Here is an 18,004-nt window from a genome sequence, read left to right as displayed (position 1 = left end):
CGAAAGATATTAATTAAATTTCTTTCTTTTTTATTACGATTGCCTGGGTAATTTACGAATAAAAGAAAGTATCGTCAACAAAAACATAAGTTTCATGCCGATGATCAGATAAAAAACCAAATATATGTTTCGTTTATAGCTGAGATGGATTTTTGGCTTTCGTTTTGCCGGAATGGTGTGGTGCGCTCCGATTCTCCGGTGACGTGTAATCTGACCCTGTCTACATCGGTGCAAGCGGTAGATCATCATGTCCACAGAACAAGCAAGGCCGCTGGGATCCACCGGCTTCGTCAGCCTCCTGTTCACCGTGCTGACAGGGCTGTATCTGCTGATCGGCGGCGCTTGGCTGCTGTCGCTGGGCGGATCGGCGTATTACCTCATCACCGGCATCGTGCTGCTCGGCGTGGCATGGCTGCTGTTCCGCCGCCGCCCCGGCGCGCTCGCGCTCTATGCCCTGGTGCTGGTCGGCACGGCGGCCTGGTCGCTGTGGGAATCGGGGCCCGATTTCTGGGCGCTCGCGCCGCGCTCGGGCGTGCTGGTCGTCTTCGGCGTCTGGCTGCTGCTGGTGAGCCTGCGTCCGGTGGCGCCGCCCAGGTTCGACAGCGGCTCGCTGCTTGCGGCGCTGGTGATCTGGGCGGGCGTGCTGGTCTACGCAGCCTTCAACGATCCGCAGACCGTCGACGGCCGCTTCGCCGCTGCCGCCGGAGCGCAAGCGGCGAACGCCAACGTGAATGCCGGCGCCGGCGCCGGCGATCCGGCCGACTGGCCCGCCTATGGCCGCACGCAGGCGGGCACGCGCTACTCGCCGCTGCGGCAGATCACGCCGGACAACGTCAGGAACCTGCAGGTCGCCTGGACCTTCCGCACCGGCGACATGAAGGGGCCGAACGATCCCGTCGAGATCACCGACGAAGTCACGCCGGTCAAGATCGGCGACCTGCTGTATCTGTGCTCGCCGCACCAGAAACTGTTCGCCCTCGATGCGAAGACCGGCGCGCTGAAGTGGAAGTTCGATCCGGGTCTGCGGACCGACCCGAGCTTCCAGCACGTGACCTGCCGCGGCGTGTCCCATGTCGACCTGGCGCAGGGCGCCGCTTTGGCTGCCAGCACAGCTAGCGGCCCGGCCCCGGCCTGCACGCGCCGCATCTTCCTGCCGGTGAATGACGGCCACCTCTACGCCCTCGACGCGCTCACCGGCGAGCGCTGCGCCGACTTCGCCGACAAGGGCGACCTCGACCTCCAGCACGGCATGCCGGTGACGAACCAGGCCAGGAACATGTACGAGCCGACTTCGCCGCCGGTCGTCACGGGCAAGGTGATCGTGGTGGCGGGGGCGGTCGAGGACAACTACTCCACACGCGAACCCTCGGGCGTGATCCGCGGCTTCGACGTCAGGACCGGCGAGCTGCTGTGGGCCTTCGATCCCGGTGCGCCCGATCCGAACAGGATTCCGGGCCCCGGCGAGCACTACGTATGGAATTCGCCGAACTCGTGGGCGCCCGCCGCCTACGACCCGCAACTCGACATCGTCTACCTGCCGATGGGCGTATCGACACCGGATATCTGGGGCGGCAAGCGCACGCCCGACCAGGAGCGCCATGCGTCCGGCCTGCTGGCGCTGCACGCGTCGACGGGCAAGCTGGCCTGGTTCTACCAGACCGTGCACCACGACTTGTGGGACATGGACCTGCCGTCGCAGCCGACGCTGGCCGACATCACCGGCAAGGACGGCAAGACGATTCCGGTCGTGTACGCGCCAACGAAGACGGGCAACCTGTTCGTGCTCGACCGCCGCAGCGGCGCGCTGGTCGTGCCCGCGCCCGAAAGGCCGGTGCCGCAGGGCGCGGCGCCCGGCGACCGTGTCTCGCCGACCCAGCCCTTCTCCGAACTCACTTTCCGCCCGTCGAAGCCGCTCACCGATGCCGACATGTGGGGCGCGACCATGTACGACCAGCTCGTGTGCCGCGTGATCTTCCACCGGCTGCGCTACGAAGGCACCTTCACGCCGCCCTCGTTGCAGGGCACGCTCGTCTTCCCCGGCAACCTCGGCATGTTCGAATGGGGCGGCATCGCCGTCGACACCGATCGCCAGATCGCCATCGCCAATCCGATGGCGCTGCCTTTCGTCTCGCGCCTGGTGCCGCGCGGCCCGAACAATCCGGTGGAACCGGTACCCGGCGTGAAGGGCGGCGGCTCGGAACAGGGCCTGCAGACGCAATACGGCGTGCCCTACGGCGTGACCCTGAATCCTTTCCTCTCGCCGATCGGCCTGCCGTGCAAGCAGCCGGCCTGGGGGTATATCTCCGCGATCGACCTGAAGACCAACAGGATCGTGTGGAAGAAGCGCATCGGTACGGTGCGCGACAGCTCGCCGGTGCCGCTGCCCTTCAAGATGGGCATGCCGATGCTGGGCGGCCCGATCGTGACGGCCGGCGGCCTCGCCTTCATCGGCGCGACCGCGGACAACTATCTGCGCGCCTTCGACGTGAACACCGGCAGGCAGCTCTGGCAGGCCCGCCTGCCGGCAGGCGCCCAGGCCACGCCGATGACTTATTCCGCCAACGGCAAACAGTACGTCGTGATCGCCGCGGGTGGCCACGGATCCTTCGGCACCAGACTGGGCGATTATGTGATCGCCTATGCGCTGCCCTAGGCGAACTCCATCGCCTCGATACGACTCCAAGGTGTCAATGCAGGGGGAATCACATGGCGACGCTCGACAGGCTTTTCCGTTCCCGGCGCTCCCTGGTCCGGCCCGGCGTCCTTGCCGCGGCGGCCTTGCTGGGCCAGGCCATGGCCCATGCCATGGCCCATGCCGGCGACCTCACGACCAGCCCCACCCTGACCGGCGACTGGGGCGGCCTGCGCAAGCAGCTGGCCGACCGCGGCGTGGTGTTCAATCTCGGCTACGGCAACCAGCTGGCCCACAACTTCAGCGGCGGCACCGAACACCTGACGCGCGACACCGACCAGTGGGAATTCGGCACCACCGTCGACCTCGACAAGCGCTGGGGCTGGCGCGGCGGCAGCTTCCAGTTCACCATGACCGACCGTAATGGCCGCAATCTCGGCGCGGACGCACACATCGGCAACAACTTGCTGATCCAGGAAGTTTATGGACGCGGCCAGACCTGGCATCTGACGCAGTTGTGGCTGAACCAGAAGCTGCTCGACGACCGCCTGGAACTCAAGTTCGGGCGCATGACCCTCAGCGAGGATTTCTTCAGCTTTTCCTGCGACTTCCAGAACCTGACTTTCTGCAGCGCCCAGCCGGGCAACCTGGTCGGCAACTACTGGGTCAACTGGCCGACCAGCCAATGGGCCACGCGCATCAAATACCACCCGTCCGCGGACAGCTACGTGCAGCTGGGCGTCTACCAGGTCAATCCGAAGTACGTGGACGACGAGTACGCGCGCCACAACGGCTGGAAGCCGAACAACCCGAGCGGCACCACCGGCGCCCTGATCCCGCTGGAGCTCGGCTGGCAGCCGAACTGGCAGGGCCTGCCCGGTTCCTACAAGCTGGGCGCCTGGTACAACACTTCGGACGGCAAGGACCTGTTCTTCGACCGCAACCACAACCCGCGCGGCCTGACGGGACTGGAACCCCTCGAGCGCAACGGCCAGTACGGTGCCTACCTGAGCCTGCAGCAGAAGGTGACCGGAACGGCCAAGGGTAGCGGCGCGACGCTGTTCCTGAATTTCACGCAGGCCGACCACGACACGGCCCAGTTGGACCACCAGCTCACGCTGGGCGTGCAGTACAAGGGCCCGTTCGAAAGCCGCGCCCAGGACTCGATCGGCTTCGCCGTGGGTGCCACCCACAACAATGGGCGCTTCGCCGATTTCACGCGCCAGAACAATGCCCGCACCGGCCGGGACACCGTCGCGGGCGGTGGCTACGAATACGTGGGCGAGCTGTATTACTCCTGGTTGCCGCTGCCCTCGGTGGTTTTGCGTCCCAATCTTCAGTACATCGTGCATCCGGGCGGCACGACGCGCAACAGCAATGCCTTCGTGATCGGTTTGAAATCCAGTCTCAGCTTCTAATGCGTGCGGGGTAGGAACTGGTATTCTGGAGGCGCTAACTGATTGCAAGGGAAAAATTGAACAAGCTTTTCGCCGCTGCCCTGAATGCGATTCTCATTGCCGCCATGTTCGGCATTGCACTCTGGGCGATTCACGAATTGCCTGCCGGCGGGCAGGTCGTGATTCATTGGGGTTCGGATGGCAGGCCGGATGCCTGGGTCGGGGAGTGGGCCGGCCTCTTGATTATGCCGATCGTCGCCTGTGTGGTGTGGTTCTTGATGTCCGTGTCGCCGCAGGGCTTTTCATCGTCGGGAGATTCCGTTCCGCCGGCGCGGGTCCGGCGTACCGTGTTTTCGCGCCTGCTTTTCGTCCAGCTTGCGATCCAGGCGGTCATTGCGATTCATGCGCTGGGACGTGAGGTCGATACCAGCAACTATATTGCCCTTGCGCTGGGCATGCTCTATATCGCGATTGGGGCGCTCGACAAATCGCGCAAGGCCGGGCGCTGGATTTTCGTGGCGAGCGGGCTGGGGATGCTGGTTGCCGCGTTCGGGCTGGAGCGGGGGGATAAGGTGCTCGGGGTGTTTGTGCTGGCACTTGGAGCACCCTTGGTGACGGTGCTCTATTCCCACTTGATGAGCCGTACCGGATAGATGAGCAAGCTTTCCAAAATGGGTACATTGGCAGCAGCTTCACACCTCTTAAGTGGTTCAAGCATATTACCCGATAGACATCATCGCACTTTGTCAGTAGACTGAAAAAGTATGGTCTTGCGTGCAACGGCTGGGCAAGGCAAGCAGGTTTGCCAGCCGAGTTTCCATGGGAGCGGCCGGCGTGATTTCTTCCACACTTTTTTGTCAATAAGTACAATATCCCTGTAGCCGGTGCAGTCTTGAGATGCATGGGCTGCCTAACTTACAATTCTTTAGTTGGCTAGCCACTGGAACTGAGCAACTATTCGGGAAGACACTGTCCCGCAGGCAGCGAGCGACCGGGTAGAGTCTTATCCTTCGCCTCTAAAAATGTAGACTTAACCCAAGCAAGCTGTGCGAATCGCTTCTGCGCCGCTGATATATTGAGCCATACCAATGATCGACCACCCAGACCAGCCGCACTTGCGCGGTGGTGGCGCTATGGGCGCACTGATCCGTTGCCACGACTGGTCGACGACGCCGCTTGGCGCACCGGGATCTTGGCCTCTGTCCCTGAAGACGGCCGTGAGCCTGATCCTGCGCGCGCAGCAGCCTATGTACATCGGCTGGGGGCCACGCTGCATCTCGCTCTATAACGACGACTACATCCCGATCCTTGGCGACAAACATCCCGATGCGCTCGGCCATTCGATGGCCGACGTCTGGGGCGAGATCTGGGACGAACTAGGGCCGTTGAACGAGGCCGTCATGCGCGGCGAGTCGCTGTCATTCGAGAACAAGCTGTTCCGCTTGGCCAGCCGCAAGACGCCCGGACCACACTATTTCAGCTTCACCTACACGCCCTTGCTGGATGACGACGGGCAGGTCGCGGGCATCTTCTGCGCAGCGATCGAAACCACCTCGACAGTGATGCTCGCGGACAACGCACGTGCCGCGAGCGCGGCGCAGCAGGCCCTGGCCGAGAGCGAAGAACGCCTGCGCCTGGCCACGGACGCTTCCGAGATCGCGTTCTGGGACGTGAACGTGCCCGAGGGCAGCCTGATCTGGCAACCAGGGCTGCGAACCATGTTCGGCATCACGACCGATGAAGCGCTTTCGCTGGACGACTTCTTCGCGGGCCTGCATCCGGACGATCGGGCGACAGTGGCCCGCGCATTCGCGGCGGCGTGCGATCCGCAGCGGCGCGAGCTTTACAACGTCGAGTACCGCACGGTGGGACGCGACGACGGCCGGGTTCGCTGGATTGCGGCCAAGGGACGCGGACTATTCGACGACGCCGGCCGCTGTGTGCGCGCTAACGGCACGGCTATGGACATCACCAGCCGCAAGACCACCGAACTGGCGATGGAGATGGCCCTGGAAGCCAGCCGCACCGGCACCTTCCACTGGGACATCCAGGACAACCGGCTCACCTGGGATGGCGCGCTTGACCGCCTGTTCGGACTGCGCCCCGGGGAGGCGGTGCGTAGCCTCGACCAATTCATCGCGCTGGTTCATCAGGACGACCGCGCCGAGGTTATCCGCCGCTGCGAACGCTGCCGCGATGACGGTGACGATTTCGAGATGGAGTTCCGGGTGGTGTACCCGGATGGTTCGGTGCACTGGCTGTATGATCGTGGCCGGACCTTCCTGGACCCGACGGGCCGCGCGAAGACAATGACCGGCGCTTGTGTCGACATTACCGACTATGTACGCACGCGCGAGGCGCTTAAGCTTGCCGATCGCCAGAAGGACGACTTTCTTGCCACGCTCGCGCACGAGTTGCGCAATCCGCTCGCACCTTTGCGCACCGGGCTGCAATTGCTGCAGAACATCAAAGGCGAGCTGCCGAGCCAGGCGGATCAGGTGCTGGGCATCATGCAACGCCAGCTCGATCACATGGTGCACTTGGTCGACGACCTGCTCGACATTGCCCGCATCCGGCAGGGCAAAATCCTGCTGAGGCAGGAACCGCTTTCGCTGCAATCCGTGCTCGAACAAGCGCTGGAGGGCGTGCAGGCTCTGCTCGATGCGCAGGGCCATGAGGTCATTTGGCAAGGTGTGGATCGGGGGCTATGGGTCACGGGTGACCCGACCCGGCTAGTGCAGGTGGTGGGCAACCTGCTTAACAACGCGGCGAAGTACACGCCACGTGGAGGCCGCGTGGCGCTGCGCGGTGGCGAGTCCCCTCAGCCCGGCATGCTGCTCATCGAAGTGGCCGACACGGGCATCGGCATCCCGCCCGATATGATCGAGCACGTGTTCGACCGGTTCGCGCAGGTGCAGCAGCACCTGGACCATGCACAGGGCGGGCTGGGCATCGGCCTGAGCGTCGTCAAGGGCTTGGTCGAGATGCACGGTGGCCGCGTCGCCGCCCAGAGCGCCGGCCCGGGCGCAGGAAGCCTGTTCCGCATCTGGCTGCCGCGTGCCGACATGCCGGAGCCGGCCGAGGCCGCACCGCCTTCGAGTCAGGGCGCCATCGAGCGGCACAGGGTGCTGGTCGTCGACGATAACCGCGACGCGGCCGAGACCATGGCCATGGTGCTGGACATGAGCGGCCACGAGGTATTCCTCGCGCACGACGGGCAGACAGCGGTAGAGATGGTGAAGCGGCATGACCCTGCGGTGGTGTTCCTCGACATCGGGATGCCGGGCATGAATGGCTACGAGACTGCATTCCTGTTACGGGCCTTGCCGGGCGCGCAGGCTCGGGTGCTGGTGGCGCTCACCGGCTGGGGCAGCGAGGCCGATCAGGCGCGCAGCCTCGAGGCGGGTTTCGACCTCCACCTTACCAAGCCGGTCGACATCGACAAAGTCCAGCGCGTGCTGTCGGCGAGGTTCAAACACGAGGTTCGCGCGTCGACGCTGTAAGGGCCTTGATTCAGGCGGATGCCTGAAGTGCCGCCCGAGTCCAAGCTCCAGGTTTTAGGACGCCAGAAACTCATGGTCTCAATCAAAGAAACTGTCGACCTGGTTGCCAGGCCGTTAAATCTCGGCATACCGGCTTTTTTCATGACAGGCACTTCAACGAGGTGCATCCGCATTCGGCCCTAGGGTACAAATCGCCGCGCATGTTTAGGAAAAAGCGACGACGTCAGGCCCTGGAAACTGACGCTAACTAAGCATCAGGCTGTGTCCGGGAAAAGCAGGGCAAGGTCACCAAGACTTGAACTTGATGTGAGTTATAGTGAGCGTGTCGGGCCTTCTTAAGGGGATGTCATGAACTCGTCTCAAGTCCACACTTTATCTTCGGAAGGTGAGCCTGATGTCGATCACTTGCGCTTCCATCGTCAGCACGAACATTTGTTCAAGACGTTTGGCAGTGACTTGTTTGGACTGCGAGCGGAAGCCTTCGCCCGTTTCTTCGGAACGCCGGTTTTTCTCGGTGGGCAAACCTTAATCGTCGCCGTCTGGATCGCAGCAAACGTGCTGGGCTTCACGCATTTTGACCTTTACCCTTTCATTCTTTTGAATTTGGCGTTCAGCCTCCAGGCGGCTTATGCGGCGCCGCTTATCTTGCTTGCCCAAACTCGCCAGGCAGCGCGGGACAAGGCCCATTCCGACGCGGATGCCAAGCACCGCGAAGCAATCGCCACTGCGTCAACCAAGCAATCCGAGCAGATGCTTGAGCTGCTCCGTCAGAATACAGAGCTGACGGAAATCACCAAAGCCATGGCGGAAYGCATCGAAAAGCTGACGACGGAAATGCATCAGCATTTCGTACGGGATAACGAGCAAAAAAACTGAGTGCAATTTCTTATATACACCGAGGCTCGCTCTCGCCTTGGCACCCCTTCATGGTCGATGTTGGTCGAGCAAATCTACTAGTTTGGTAACGTCGATTTTGGTAACGTCGATTTTGGTAACGTCGATTGGTTTCACGAGATGATGGCCGAACCCAGCTGCCGTGGTTTTACGCCTGTCATGCTCCTGGCCGTATCCTGGCATTCCCCCACCGCGACGGACACTTTCGATAGGTCTTGGCATCTCGCTTGTGCAGTAGTTTGCCAAACCCGAGCAAACTACTGCGAACACCATGAGATCACTGCGAATTCACTGCGAAGTATTCTGAGAACCTATAATGTCAAAGTTTTAAACCACCGACCCCAGCTTGAAGATAGGCAGATACATCGCCACCACCAGGCCGCCGATCAGCACGCCCAGGATCACCATGATCATCGGCTCCATCAGCGAAGACAGCGCGCTCACCGCCTCGTCGACTTCCTCTTCATAGAAATCCGCAACCTTGCCCAGCATGCCGTCGAGGGCGCCGGATTCTTCGCCGATGGCGACCATCTGGGTGACCATGTTCGGGAACACGTTGGCGTTCTGCATGGCCGCCGTCAGGCTGGTGCCGGTGCTGACTTCGGTTTGGATCTTTCTCGTCGCGTCCAGGTAGACCGCGTTGCCGGAGGCGCCGCCGACGGAGTCGAGGGCTTCGACCAGCGGCACGCCGGCCGCGAACATGGTGGCCAGGGTGCGGGTCCAGCGGGCGATGGTCGCCTTGCGGATCACGTCGCCGAAGACCGGCAGGCGCAGCATCAGGCGGTCCATGGCCTGCTGCATCTTCAGCGAGCGGCGCCAGGACTGGAAGAAGAAGTAGATGGCGCCGAACAGCGAACCGAAGATGATGTACCACCACTTCACCACGAAGTCGGACATCGCCATCACCACCAGGGTCGGGGTCGGGAGGTCGGCGCCGAAGGTGGTGAATACTTCCTTGAAGGCAGGCACCACCCAGATCATGATCACGGCGGTGACGATGAAGGCGATCGCCAGGATCGAGATCGGGTACATCAGGGCCGACTTGATCTTGCCCTTCAGGGCCAGGGTCTTTTCCTTGTAGATCGCCAGGCGCGTCAATAAGTCTTCGAGGATGCCGGCCTGTTCGCCGGCGCCCACCAGGTTGCAGAACAGCGGGTCGAAATAGAGCGGGTATTTGCGGAAGGCGTTGTTCAGGCTGGTGCCGGTCTCGATGTCGGCGCGCAGGTCCATGATCAGCTTGGACATCGACGGATTCGAGTGGCCCTTGCCGACGATGTCGAAGGATTGCAGCAGCGGCACGCCGGCCTTCATCATGGTGGCGAGCTGGCGCGTGAACAGGGTCAGGTCCTTGTCGACGATCTTCTTGCCGCTGCGGTAGGCTTTCTTCTTGACCTTGGTGACCATGATGCCCTGGCGGCGCAGGGTCACGTTGACGATGGTTTCGCCGCCGGCGCGCATCTCGCCGCGCACGGTCTTGCCGGTCTTGTCCTTGCCTTCCCAGGCGTAGACGTGCTCCTTGATCTGGGCGCCGCCAGCGCTGCGGACTTGGGCCGAAGTTGCCATGTGTTTTCCCGTATTGGTTTACTACTCGTTGGTGCAGCCGAGCACTTCTTCGAGGCTGGTCAGCCCCTGTTTCACCTTCATCAGGCCGGAGCGGCGCAGCGAGTTCACGCCTTCGCTTTCGGCCTGGGCGGCAATTTCCATCGAGTTGCCGCTGGCCAGGATCAGGGCCTCGATGCTTGGGCTGATCGGCATGATCTGGTAGATGCCGACCCGGCCCTTGTAGCCGGAACCCAGGCAGCGTTCGCAGCCGACCGGGCCGTAGGGCTTCCATTCGCCGTCCAGGTCGCTGTCGCGAAAGCCCGCCGCCTTCAGCACGTCGCGCTCGATGTCGAGGGGCTGCTTGCAGGTACACAGGCGGCGCGCCAGGCGCTGGGCCGTGATCATGATCACCGAAGAGGCGATGTTGAAGGGCGCCACGCCCATGTTCATGAGACGCGTCAGCGTGGACGGCGCGTCGTTCGTGTGCAGGGTCGAGAACACCATGTGGCCGGTCTGGGCGGCCTTGATGGCGATGTCGGCGGTTTCGAGGTCGCGGATCTCGCCGACCATGATGATGTCCGGATCCTGGCGCAGGAAGGCTTTCAGGGCGACCGGAAAGGTGAGTCCGGCCTTTTCGTTGACGTTGACCTGGTTCACGCCGGGCAGGTTGATCTCGGCCGGGTCTTCGGCCGTCGAGATATTGATGCCCGGCTTGTTCAGCAGGTTCAGGCAGCTATATAAGGACACCGTCTTGCCAGAGCCGGTCGGCCCCGTCACCAGCACCATGCCGTAGGGGCGGGTGATGGCGTCGATCAGCAGCGCCTTCTGGTCCGGGTCGTAGCCCAGCGAGTCGATGCCCATCTGCGCCTGGGTGGCGTCGAGGATACGCATGACCGTCTTTTCGCCGAACAGGGTCGGCAGGGTGCTGACACGGAAGTCGATCGACTTGGTCGGCGACAGCACCAGGCGCATGCGGCCGTCCTGCGGCACGCGCTTTTCGGAGATGTCGAGCTTGGCCAGCACCTTGATGCGCGAGACCAGCTTGTCGCGGATCGACAGCGGCGGCGCCAGGTGGTCGCGCAGCACGCCGTCCACGCGTAGGCGGATCCGGTACTGCTTTTCGTAGGGCTCGAAGTGGATGTCCGAAGCGCCCAGCGTGATCGCGTCCATCAGCACCTTGTTCAGGAAGCGCACGATGGGCGCGTCCTCGACTTCGGTGGCGGCGGCTTCGACCGCCGCGGCGTGCGGCTCGTCCTCGGCGAATTCGATCTCGGCATCGTCGCCGACCAGCTCGCTGATGCTCTGTTCGGCGTTCTTCGACAGGCCGGCCAGCAGGGCCAGCAGGGTGTCGTGGGCGACGATCACCGGCTCGACCGAGGCTTCGCTCTGGAACTTGATCTGGTCCAGGGCCTGGGAATTGGTCGGATCGGACAGCGCCACCGACAGCTTGTTGCCACGCTTGGACAGCGCCACCACGCGCTGGCCCTGCATCAGGCGGGCATCGATGGCGTTGGTGGGGAGGGAGTCCACATTGAAGGTGGACAGGTCGAGCAGGGGATAGCCGAAGGTCTCGGCGCAGAATACCGCCAGGCCCCGCGCATCGATGATTCCGGCGCCGAGCAAGGTGTCGATGAAACCAGTCTTGTCGGCGGCGGCCTTCTTTTGGAGGCCGTCCGCCTGCGCTAGCGTCAATCGCCCCGCCTGGACCAGGGCGCGCGCCAACCCGGGCAATGCGGTGCCTGCGGTCGTGTTGGGGAGGACTGCTGCCATAGGATCAGGGACGGAGTGTCGACAAGGGGCTGGGCTGGACGGTTATGCCCGGCGGCTGCTTGGGATCATGCCCGCAGGCATCAAATTTGTAAAGAGATTGGCGTTGGGAAAGAGGCGTGCATACCACGTAGACGGAATGGTATTGCTGAGGTGATAAGCTGTTGGCTGGGGTCATTGCGGCTCCTGGGTGGGCAAAAGCACATCGTCGTTCCCGACATTGTCGGAAACGACTTCCCGCGGAGGCGGGAATCCAAGTTTGCTTGAGCTAAGGAAACGCATACAAACCTGGGCCCCCGCCTTCGCGGGGGCGACGTGGCGGCTTTTCAGGCCGCCAGCCACCGTTTGACGGCAGCCGGCCGCAACAGTTTCACGATCTTGATTGACTGATTCTGCACCTGCACCACTTCGATCACGCACTGGCCCACCTTCAGCGCAATCGGAAACTCGGGAATTTCCTGCAGCAGTTCCAGCAGCAGGCCGTTGACCGTCTTCGGCCCGTCCAGCGGCAGTTCCAGGCCCAGCTTCTTGTTGATGTCGCGCAGAGGCGTGCTGCCTTCGAGCAGGCATTCGCCTTTCGTGTTCCAGGCCATGGCGTCGGCGCGCGCATTGCTCGGGGTCGAGGTGGTGAAGTCGCCGATCATTTCCTCGATGATGTCCTCGAGCGTGACCAGGCCCTGCACTTCGCCGTATTCGTCGACGATGATGCCCAGCCTTTCCTTGTTTTCCTGGAAATACTGAAGCTGGGTAAAAACGTCCGTGTCCTGGGGGATGAAGTAGGGCTCGCTCAGCAGTCCCCGGATGTGGTCGACCGTCAGCTCGTCCGCTTCGTTGAGCAGCCGGACCGCCTTGCGGACCGCCAGGATGCCGACCACCTTGTTGATCTCGCCTTCATAGACCAGCAGCTTGCGGTGGTAGGAGGTGGTCAGCTCGGCCATGATGTCCTCGACCGGTGATGCCAGGTTCAGGGCTTCGATCTGGCTGCGCGGGGTCATGATGTCCTCGACCGAGATCTTTTCCAGGTCGAACAGGTTGAGCAGGATGCTCTTGTGCTTTTGCGGCATGAAGTTGCCGCCTTCCAGCACGACGGTGCGCAATTCCTCCGGCGACAGGCGCTGCTGGTGGGCGTCGGCGCCGCCGCGGATGCCCAGCGGACGCAAGATGGCGGAGACGAACAGGTTGACGAACCAGATCGCCGGCTTGGCCAGCTTCATCAGCGGCCGCAGCACCAGGCTGGTGCCCAGCGAGATGCGTTCCGGATAGGTGGCACCGATCACTTTTGGTGCGATCTCGGCGAACACGATCAGCAGGAAGGCCACGCTGGCGGTGGCGATCGTGATGACGCTTTCCTCGTGGCCGAAGAACAGGATCGCGATCGCCGTCACCAGGGCGGTGGCCATCGCATTGATCAGGGTATTTGCGATCAGCACCAGCGACAGCAGCTTGTCGGTACGCTCCAGCAGCCACAGGGTGGTGACGGCGCCGCGGTGGCCGCGCTTGGCCAGGTGGCGCAAGCGGTATTTATTGGCTGCCATCAGGGCCGTTTCCGCCATCGCGAAAAAGGCCGAGCAGAGAATCAGGAGAACGAGGGCGAGGACAAGCGCCCAAAGGGGTACGGATTCCAAGGTTTACCGTGAAGAATCGGGGAGAGGTCGATTCTAAGGTACGGGGGTGGGGGCTGCAAGTTCAGTTCCACCAATGCGAAGTCGTACCCGCTTCCGGCAATCGGACTTGGCGCGCATCGTGGACGATTCCCGCCTCGACGGCCTGTTCGGCCGTGTAGATACGCGAACTGCCCGTCAAAAAGCCGCGGATGTCCTGGGGCGTGCGGGCGCCGCGCGTCGCTTCTTCGAAGATCGAGGCATAGCGCTCGGCGTCGAAATCCAGGCAGTCGCGCCATTCCGAGATGCGGGCATGATCGGCCGCCACCAGGTTGCCGAAGCCCCAGTGCAGCGGGTGGATCAGGAAGCGGGTGCCGGGGCAGGCGTAGCGCTTCTGGCCGGCCAGGAAGATCGCGACCCCCACCGATTCGACGCTGCCGACATTCCAGGTGGTGAGGGGCAGCGGCAGGGACTTGAGAAAGAAATAGAGGGCGAAGCCGGCCGTCATGTTGCCGCCCTCGGTGGACATGTGGAGTTCGATTTCGCTGGCGCCGCTCTGCAGGGCTTGCAGGCACAGGTTGCGCACTGTGCAGGCCGAGTTGGCGTTGATGGGACCAATGAAATGAACGATGTGTAGCGCCATGCTTCCTCCTCGAGACGGTTCAAGCATAGCAAGTTCCGGCGTTTCGCCTCGTCTTGTTCAGCCGCCGCGCCCGCACCGGGAATATACTGGGGTAAGAGGTTTGGTTGAACTATTCGATATTGATGATATTCAAAATCATCCGCCGGATATATCATGCGCCCCCGCCGATGTTAATCTCGCACGCTGGGTTAAATCCGAGGCAACAATGTCCACACCGATCCGATTCTTCTACCGCGGGGCCGTCCACGAAGTGAGCGGCGCCCCCACCACGCAGACCGTCCTCCAGCATCTGCGGGAAGACCTGCATTGCACCGGCACCAAGGAAGGCTGCGCGGAGGGCGACTGCGGTGCCTGCACCGTGGTGATCGGTTCGCTGGAGAACGGCCGGCTCGAGATGAAGGCCGTGAATTCCTGCATCCAGTTCACGCCGACCCTGGACGGCAAGGCCCTGTTCACCGTCGAAGACCTGCAGCAGGCCGGCGGCGACCTGCACCCGGTGCAGCAGGCCCTGGTCGAGTGTCACGGCTCGCAGTGCGGCTTCTGCACGCCTGGCTTCGCGATGTCGCTGTGGGGGATGTATCTGAAGAGCGAAGGGCAGGGCTGCCCCTCGCGCCGCGAGATCGACGACACCCTGTCCGGCAACCTGTGCCGCTGCACCGGCTACCGTCCCATCATCGACGCCGCCCGCCGCATGACGGAACTGCCGCGCGTGGACTTCGACCGCGAGGCGCTGGCCGCCACCCTGCGCGGCCTGCAACGCGAAGCCGGCGCCGTCTACAGCGCACAGGGCCAGACCTTCCACGCCCCGCGCAGCGTCGACGAACTGGTGGCCGCGCGCGCCGCCCATCCGCAAGCCGTGCTGCTGGCCGGATCGACCGACGTCGGCCTCTGGGTCACCAAGCAGATGCGCGAGCTCACCGACATCATCTATCTCGGCCACGTCGAGGAACTGAAATCCGTGCGCGAGCACGACGGCCTGCTCGAGATCGGCGCCGGGGTGTCCCTGAACGATGCCTATGCGGCGATCTGCGCGCGCTATCCCGCGCTTGCCGAGCTGTGGCAGCGCTTCGCTTCCCTGCCGATCCGCAATGCCGGCACACTGGGCGGCAACGTCGCCAACGGTTCGCCGATCGGCGACTCGATGCCCTGGCTGATCGCCCTCGGCAGCCGCCTGGTGCTGCGCGGCCCGGACGGCGAACGCGAGCTGGCGCTGGAAGACTTCTATCTCGGCTACCAGCAGAAGGACCTGCAGCCGGGCGAGTTCGTGCAGGCGCTGCGGATTCCGCTGCCGCGCGCGGGCGTCGCCTTCCGCACTTATAAGCTGGCCAAGCGCTTCGACCAGGACATCTCGGCCGTGTGCGCCGCGTTTGCCCTCGAACTCGATGATGGCGTCGTCAGGCAGGCGCGCATCGCCTTCGGCGGCATGGCCGCGACGCCGAAGCGCGCGGCGGCAGCCGAGGCCCTGCTGCGGGGCCGCGCCTGGGACGAGGCCGCGCTGGCCGATGCGATGGCGGCGCTGGCCAAGGACTATGCGCCGCTGACCGACATGCGCGCCTCGAACACCTACCGCATGCAGGGCGCGCAGAACCTGCTGCGCCGCTTCTGGCTCGAAACGCGGACCGAGAACCCGCTGCCGGCCGAAGCAGTGAACGTATTCGCGTAAGGAGACACTGACCATGAACGACATGAGCGCACCGGAACTGAACACGGCGGCGTGGAGCGCGGTCGGCGTTTCGCGGGCCCACGAATCGGCCCGCCTGCACGTGCTCGGCCAGGCCGACTACACCGACGACATCGACGAGGTGCGCGGCACCCTGCACGCGGCCCTGGGTCTCTCCGCCAGGCCGCATGCGAAGATCGTCTCGATGGACCTGGCGCCAGTCCGTGCCAGCCGCGGCGTGGTCGCGGTCTATACCGCGCAGGACATTCCCGGCACCAACGATTGCGGCCCCATCATCCACGACGATCCCATCCTGGCCGACGGCCTGGTCCAGTACGTGGGCCAGCCGCTGTTCGTGGTGGTGGCGGACAGCCATGACAACGCGCGCCGCGCCGCGAAGAAAGGCGTGGTCGCCTACGACGAGCTGCCGGCCATCCTGACGCCGCAGGCCGCGCGCGCCGCACAAAGCTATGTGCTGCCGCCGATGCGGCTGGCGCGCGGCGATGCGCAGGCGGCTTTCGAGCGCGCGCCGCACCGGGTGAAGGGCGAGCTGCACGTCGGCGGCCAGGAGCAGTTCTATCTCGAAGGCCAGATCGCCTACGCCATCCCGCAGGAAAACGATGGCATGCTGGTGTTGTGCTCGACCCAGCACCCGAGCGAGATGCAGCACGTGGTCGCGCATGCGCTGGGCCTGCACTCGCACCACGTGGTGGTCGAATGCAGGCGCATGGGCGGCGGCTTCGGCGGCAAGGAATCGCAGTCGGCGCTGTGGGCGGCGGCGGCGGCCGTGTCGGCCAGGCTGTGCGGCCGCCCGGTCAAGCTGCGCGCCGACCGCGACGACGACATGCTCGTCACCGGCAAGCGCCACTGCTTCCACTATGAATACGAAGTCGGCTACGACGGCGAAGGCCGCATCGTCGGCGCGAAAGTCGACATGGTCTCGCGCGCCGGCTTCTCGGCCGACTTGTCCGGCCCGGTGGCCACGCGCGCCGTCTGCCACTTCGACAACAGCTACTACCTGGCCGACGTCGACATCCGCGCCGCCTGCGGCAAGACGAATACGCAATCGAATACCGCCTTCCGCGGCTTCGGCGGTCCGCAGGGCGCGATCGCGATCGAGTACGTGCTCGACGAGATCGCGAGGAACCTCGGCCGCGACGCCCTCGACGTCCGCAAGCTGAATTTCTACGGCCGCAGTGGTGACGGTATGGAGCGCAACGTCACGCCCTACGGCCAGGTCATCGTCGACAACGTGATCCACGAACTGGTCGACGAGCTGGAAGCCAGCAGCGAATACCGTGCGCGCCGCGCCGCCGTCGACGCCTTCAACGAGTCCAGCCCGGTGCTGAAGAAGGGCGTGGCGCTCACCCCGGTCAAGTTCGGCATCGCCTTCAACGTCACCCACCTGAACCAGGCCGGCGCCCTGGTGCACGTGTACGTGGACGGTTCCATCCTCGTCAACCACGGCGGCACCGAGATGGGGCAGGGCGTCAACACCAAGGTCATGCAGGTGGTGGCGCACGAGCTGGGCGTGGACCTGTCCCGCGTGCGCATCACCGCCACCAATACCAGCAAGGTCGCGAATACCTCGGCCACCGCGGCCTCCACCGGCGCGGACCTGAACGGCAAGGCGGCCCAGGACGCGGCGCGGAGAATCCGCGAGCGGCTGGCGGCATTCGCGGCCAGGCAGCACGGCGGCGCAGCGGAAGACGTGCGCTTCGCGGCCGACACGGTATTCGCGAACGGCGCCGAGATCCCCTTTGACGAGCTGGTGGCGAAAGCCTACCTGGCGCGCACCCAGCTGTGGTCGGACGGCTACTACGCGACCCCCGGCCTGTCCTGGGATCCGAAGACCATGACCGGCCGTCCCTTTTCCTATTTCGCCTACGGCGCCGCGGTGTCCGAGGTGATCGTCGACACCCTTACCGGCGAATGGAAGCTGCTGCGCGCCGACGCGCTCTACGATGCGGGCAAGTCCCTGAATCCGGCCATCGACATCGGCCAGGTCGAGGGCGCCTTCATCCAGGGCATGGGCTGGCTGACCACCGAAGAACTGTGGTGGGACCAACGCGGCACCTTGAAGACCCATGCGCCGTCGACCTACAAGATCCCGGCGGTGTCGGACTGCCCGGAGGACTTCCGCGTGCGCCTGTTCGAGAACCGCAACGTCGAAGACTCGATCCACCGCTCGAAGGCCGTCGGCGAGCCGCCGCTGCTGCTGCCGTTCTCGGTGTTCTTCGCGATCCGCGATGCGATTTCCAGCGTCGGCGGTCACAAGGTCAATCCGCCCTTGAACGCGCCGGCGACCTGCGAAGCCATCCTCAACGCCGTCGCCGCCGTCGAAGCGGCCACCCGGGCAGGCTGA

The 18,004-nt window shown here is 63.9% G+C and carries 11 protein-coding genes; 7 read left to right on the top strand and 4 right to left on the bottom strand.

The genetic code is table 11. The features are described from left to right. Positions 1-247: 247 nt before the first annotated feature. From AC1DOP_RS04370 to AC1DOP_RS04350, 5 genes are all read left to right on the top strand, one after another. Entirely contained in the window at positions 248-2,653 is a 2,406-nt protein-coding gene (locus AC1DOP_RS04370; RefSeq protein ID WP_477250008.1) for a glucose/quinate/shikimate family membrane-bound PQQ-dependent dehydrogenase, read from the top strand. 53 nt (positions 2,654-2,706) lie between these two features. Next, positions 2,707-4,050 carry a carbohydrate porin gene (locus tag AC1DOP_RS04365; RefSeq protein ID WP_477250006.1) on the top strand — a complete coding sequence of 448 codons (1,344 nt, stop codon included), beginning with the start codon at positions 2,707-2,709 and terminating at the stop codon, positions 4,048-4,050. 56 nt (positions 4,051-4,106) lie between these two features. Continuing rightward, a complete protein-coding gene (locus AC1DOP_RS04360) occupies positions 4,107-4,682 on the top strand; it encodes a DUF1648 domain-containing protein (protein ID WP_477250004.1) in 576 nt (191 codons plus the stop codon). 564 nt (positions 4,683-5,246) lie between these two features. Next, on the top strand, positions 5,247-7,532 hold the full coding sequence (locus tag AC1DOP_RS04355; protein ID WP_477250002.1) for a hybrid sensor histidine kinase/response regulator: 2,286 nt from the start codon (positions 5,247-5,249) through the stop codon (positions 7,530-7,532). Between the two features lie 348 nt (positions 7,533-7,880). Continuing rightward, a complete protein-coding gene (locus AC1DOP_RS04350; RefSeq protein ID WP_477250000.1) occupies positions 7,881-8,408 on the top strand; it encodes a DUF1003 domain-containing protein in 528 nt (175 codons plus the stop codon). 345 nt (positions 8,409-8,753) lie between these two features. Here AC1DOP_RS04350 and AC1DOP_RS04345 read toward each other — a convergent pair whose 3' ends face one another. The 4 genes from AC1DOP_RS04345 to AC1DOP_RS04330 all read right to left on the bottom strand — a co-directional run bounded on the left by AC1DOP_RS04345 (position 8,754) and on the right by AC1DOP_RS04330 (position 13,979). Then, positions 8,754-9,989, bottom strand: a complete 1,236-nt coding sequence (locus AC1DOP_RS04345; protein WP_442122263.1) for a type II secretion system F family protein — start codon at positions 9,987-9,989, stop codon at positions 8,754-8,756. 21 nt (positions 9,990-10,010) lie between these two features. After that, on the bottom strand, positions 10,011-11,738 hold the full coding sequence (pilB, locus tag AC1DOP_RS04340) for a type IV-A pilus assembly ATPase PilB (RefSeq protein ID WP_477249998.1): 1,728 nt from the start codon (positions 11,736-11,738) through the stop codon (positions 10,011-10,013). 323 nt (positions 11,739-12,061) lie between these two features. Continuing rightward, positions 12,062-13,360, bottom strand: a complete 1,299-nt coding sequence (locus AC1DOP_RS04335; protein ID WP_442122265.1) for an HlyC/CorC family transporter — start codon at positions 13,358-13,360, stop codon at positions 12,062-12,064. Between the two features lie 61 nt (positions 13,361-13,421). Further along, complete coding sequence (locus AC1DOP_RS04330) at positions 13,422-13,979, bottom strand: ClpP family protease (RefSeq protein ID WP_442122266.1); 558 nt, start codon at positions 13,977-13,979, stop codon at positions 13,422-13,424. Between the two features lie 205 nt (positions 13,980-14,184). Here AC1DOP_RS04330 and xdhA point away from each other — a divergent pair, with 205 nt between their 5' ends. Together xdhA and xdhB are read left to right on the top strand one after the other, a co-directional pair. Continuing rightward, positions 14,185-15,642, top strand: a complete 1,458-nt coding sequence (gene xdhA / locus AC1DOP_RS04325; protein ID WP_477249995.1) for a xanthine dehydrogenase small subunit — start codon at positions 14,185-14,187, stop codon at positions 15,640-15,642. A gap of 13 nt (positions 15,643-15,655) precedes the next feature. Further along, positions 15,656-18,004: a xanthine dehydrogenase molybdopterin binding subunit gene (gene xdhB / locus AC1DOP_RS04320; protein ID WP_477249993.1), complete on the top strand. Its 2,349-nt coding sequence runs from the start codon at positions 15,656-15,658 to the stop codon at positions 18,002-18,004.

The organism is Massilia sp. 01N410, assembly GCF_056399665.1.
Note: the sequence above shows the minus strand (reverse complement) of the source record. Positions and strands in the feature narration are given on the sequence as shown.

Excerpts from the sequence above, each read along its gene's own strand:
- AC1DOP_RS04365 (WP_477250006.1), top strand. The coding sequence starts at position 2,707 with ATGGCGACGCTCGACAGGCTTTTCCGTTCCCGGCGCTCCCTGGTCCGG.
- xdhB (WP_477249993.1), top strand. The coding sequence starts at position 15,656 with ATGAACGACATGAGCGCACCGGAACTGAACACGGCGGCGTGGAGCGCG.
- AC1DOP_RS04370 (WP_477250008.1), top strand. The coding sequence starts at position 248 with ATGTCCACAGAACAAGCAAGGCCGCTGGGATCCACCGGCTTCGTCAGC.
- AC1DOP_RS04330 (WP_442122266.1), bottom strand. The coding sequence starts at position 13,979 with ATGGCGCTACACATCGTTCATTTCATTGGTCCCATCAACGCCAACTCG.
- AC1DOP_RS04345 (WP_442122263.1), bottom strand. The coding sequence starts at position 9,989 with ATGGCAACTTCGGCCCAAGTCCGCAGCGCTGGCGGCGCCCAGATCAAG.
- xdhA (WP_477249995.1), top strand. The coding sequence starts at position 14,185 with ATGTCCACACCGATCCGATTCTTCTACCGCGGGGCCGTCCACGAAGTG.
- pilB (WP_477249998.1), bottom strand. The coding sequence starts at position 11,738 with ATGGCAGCAGTCCTCCCCAACACGACCGCAGGCACCGCATTGCCCGGG.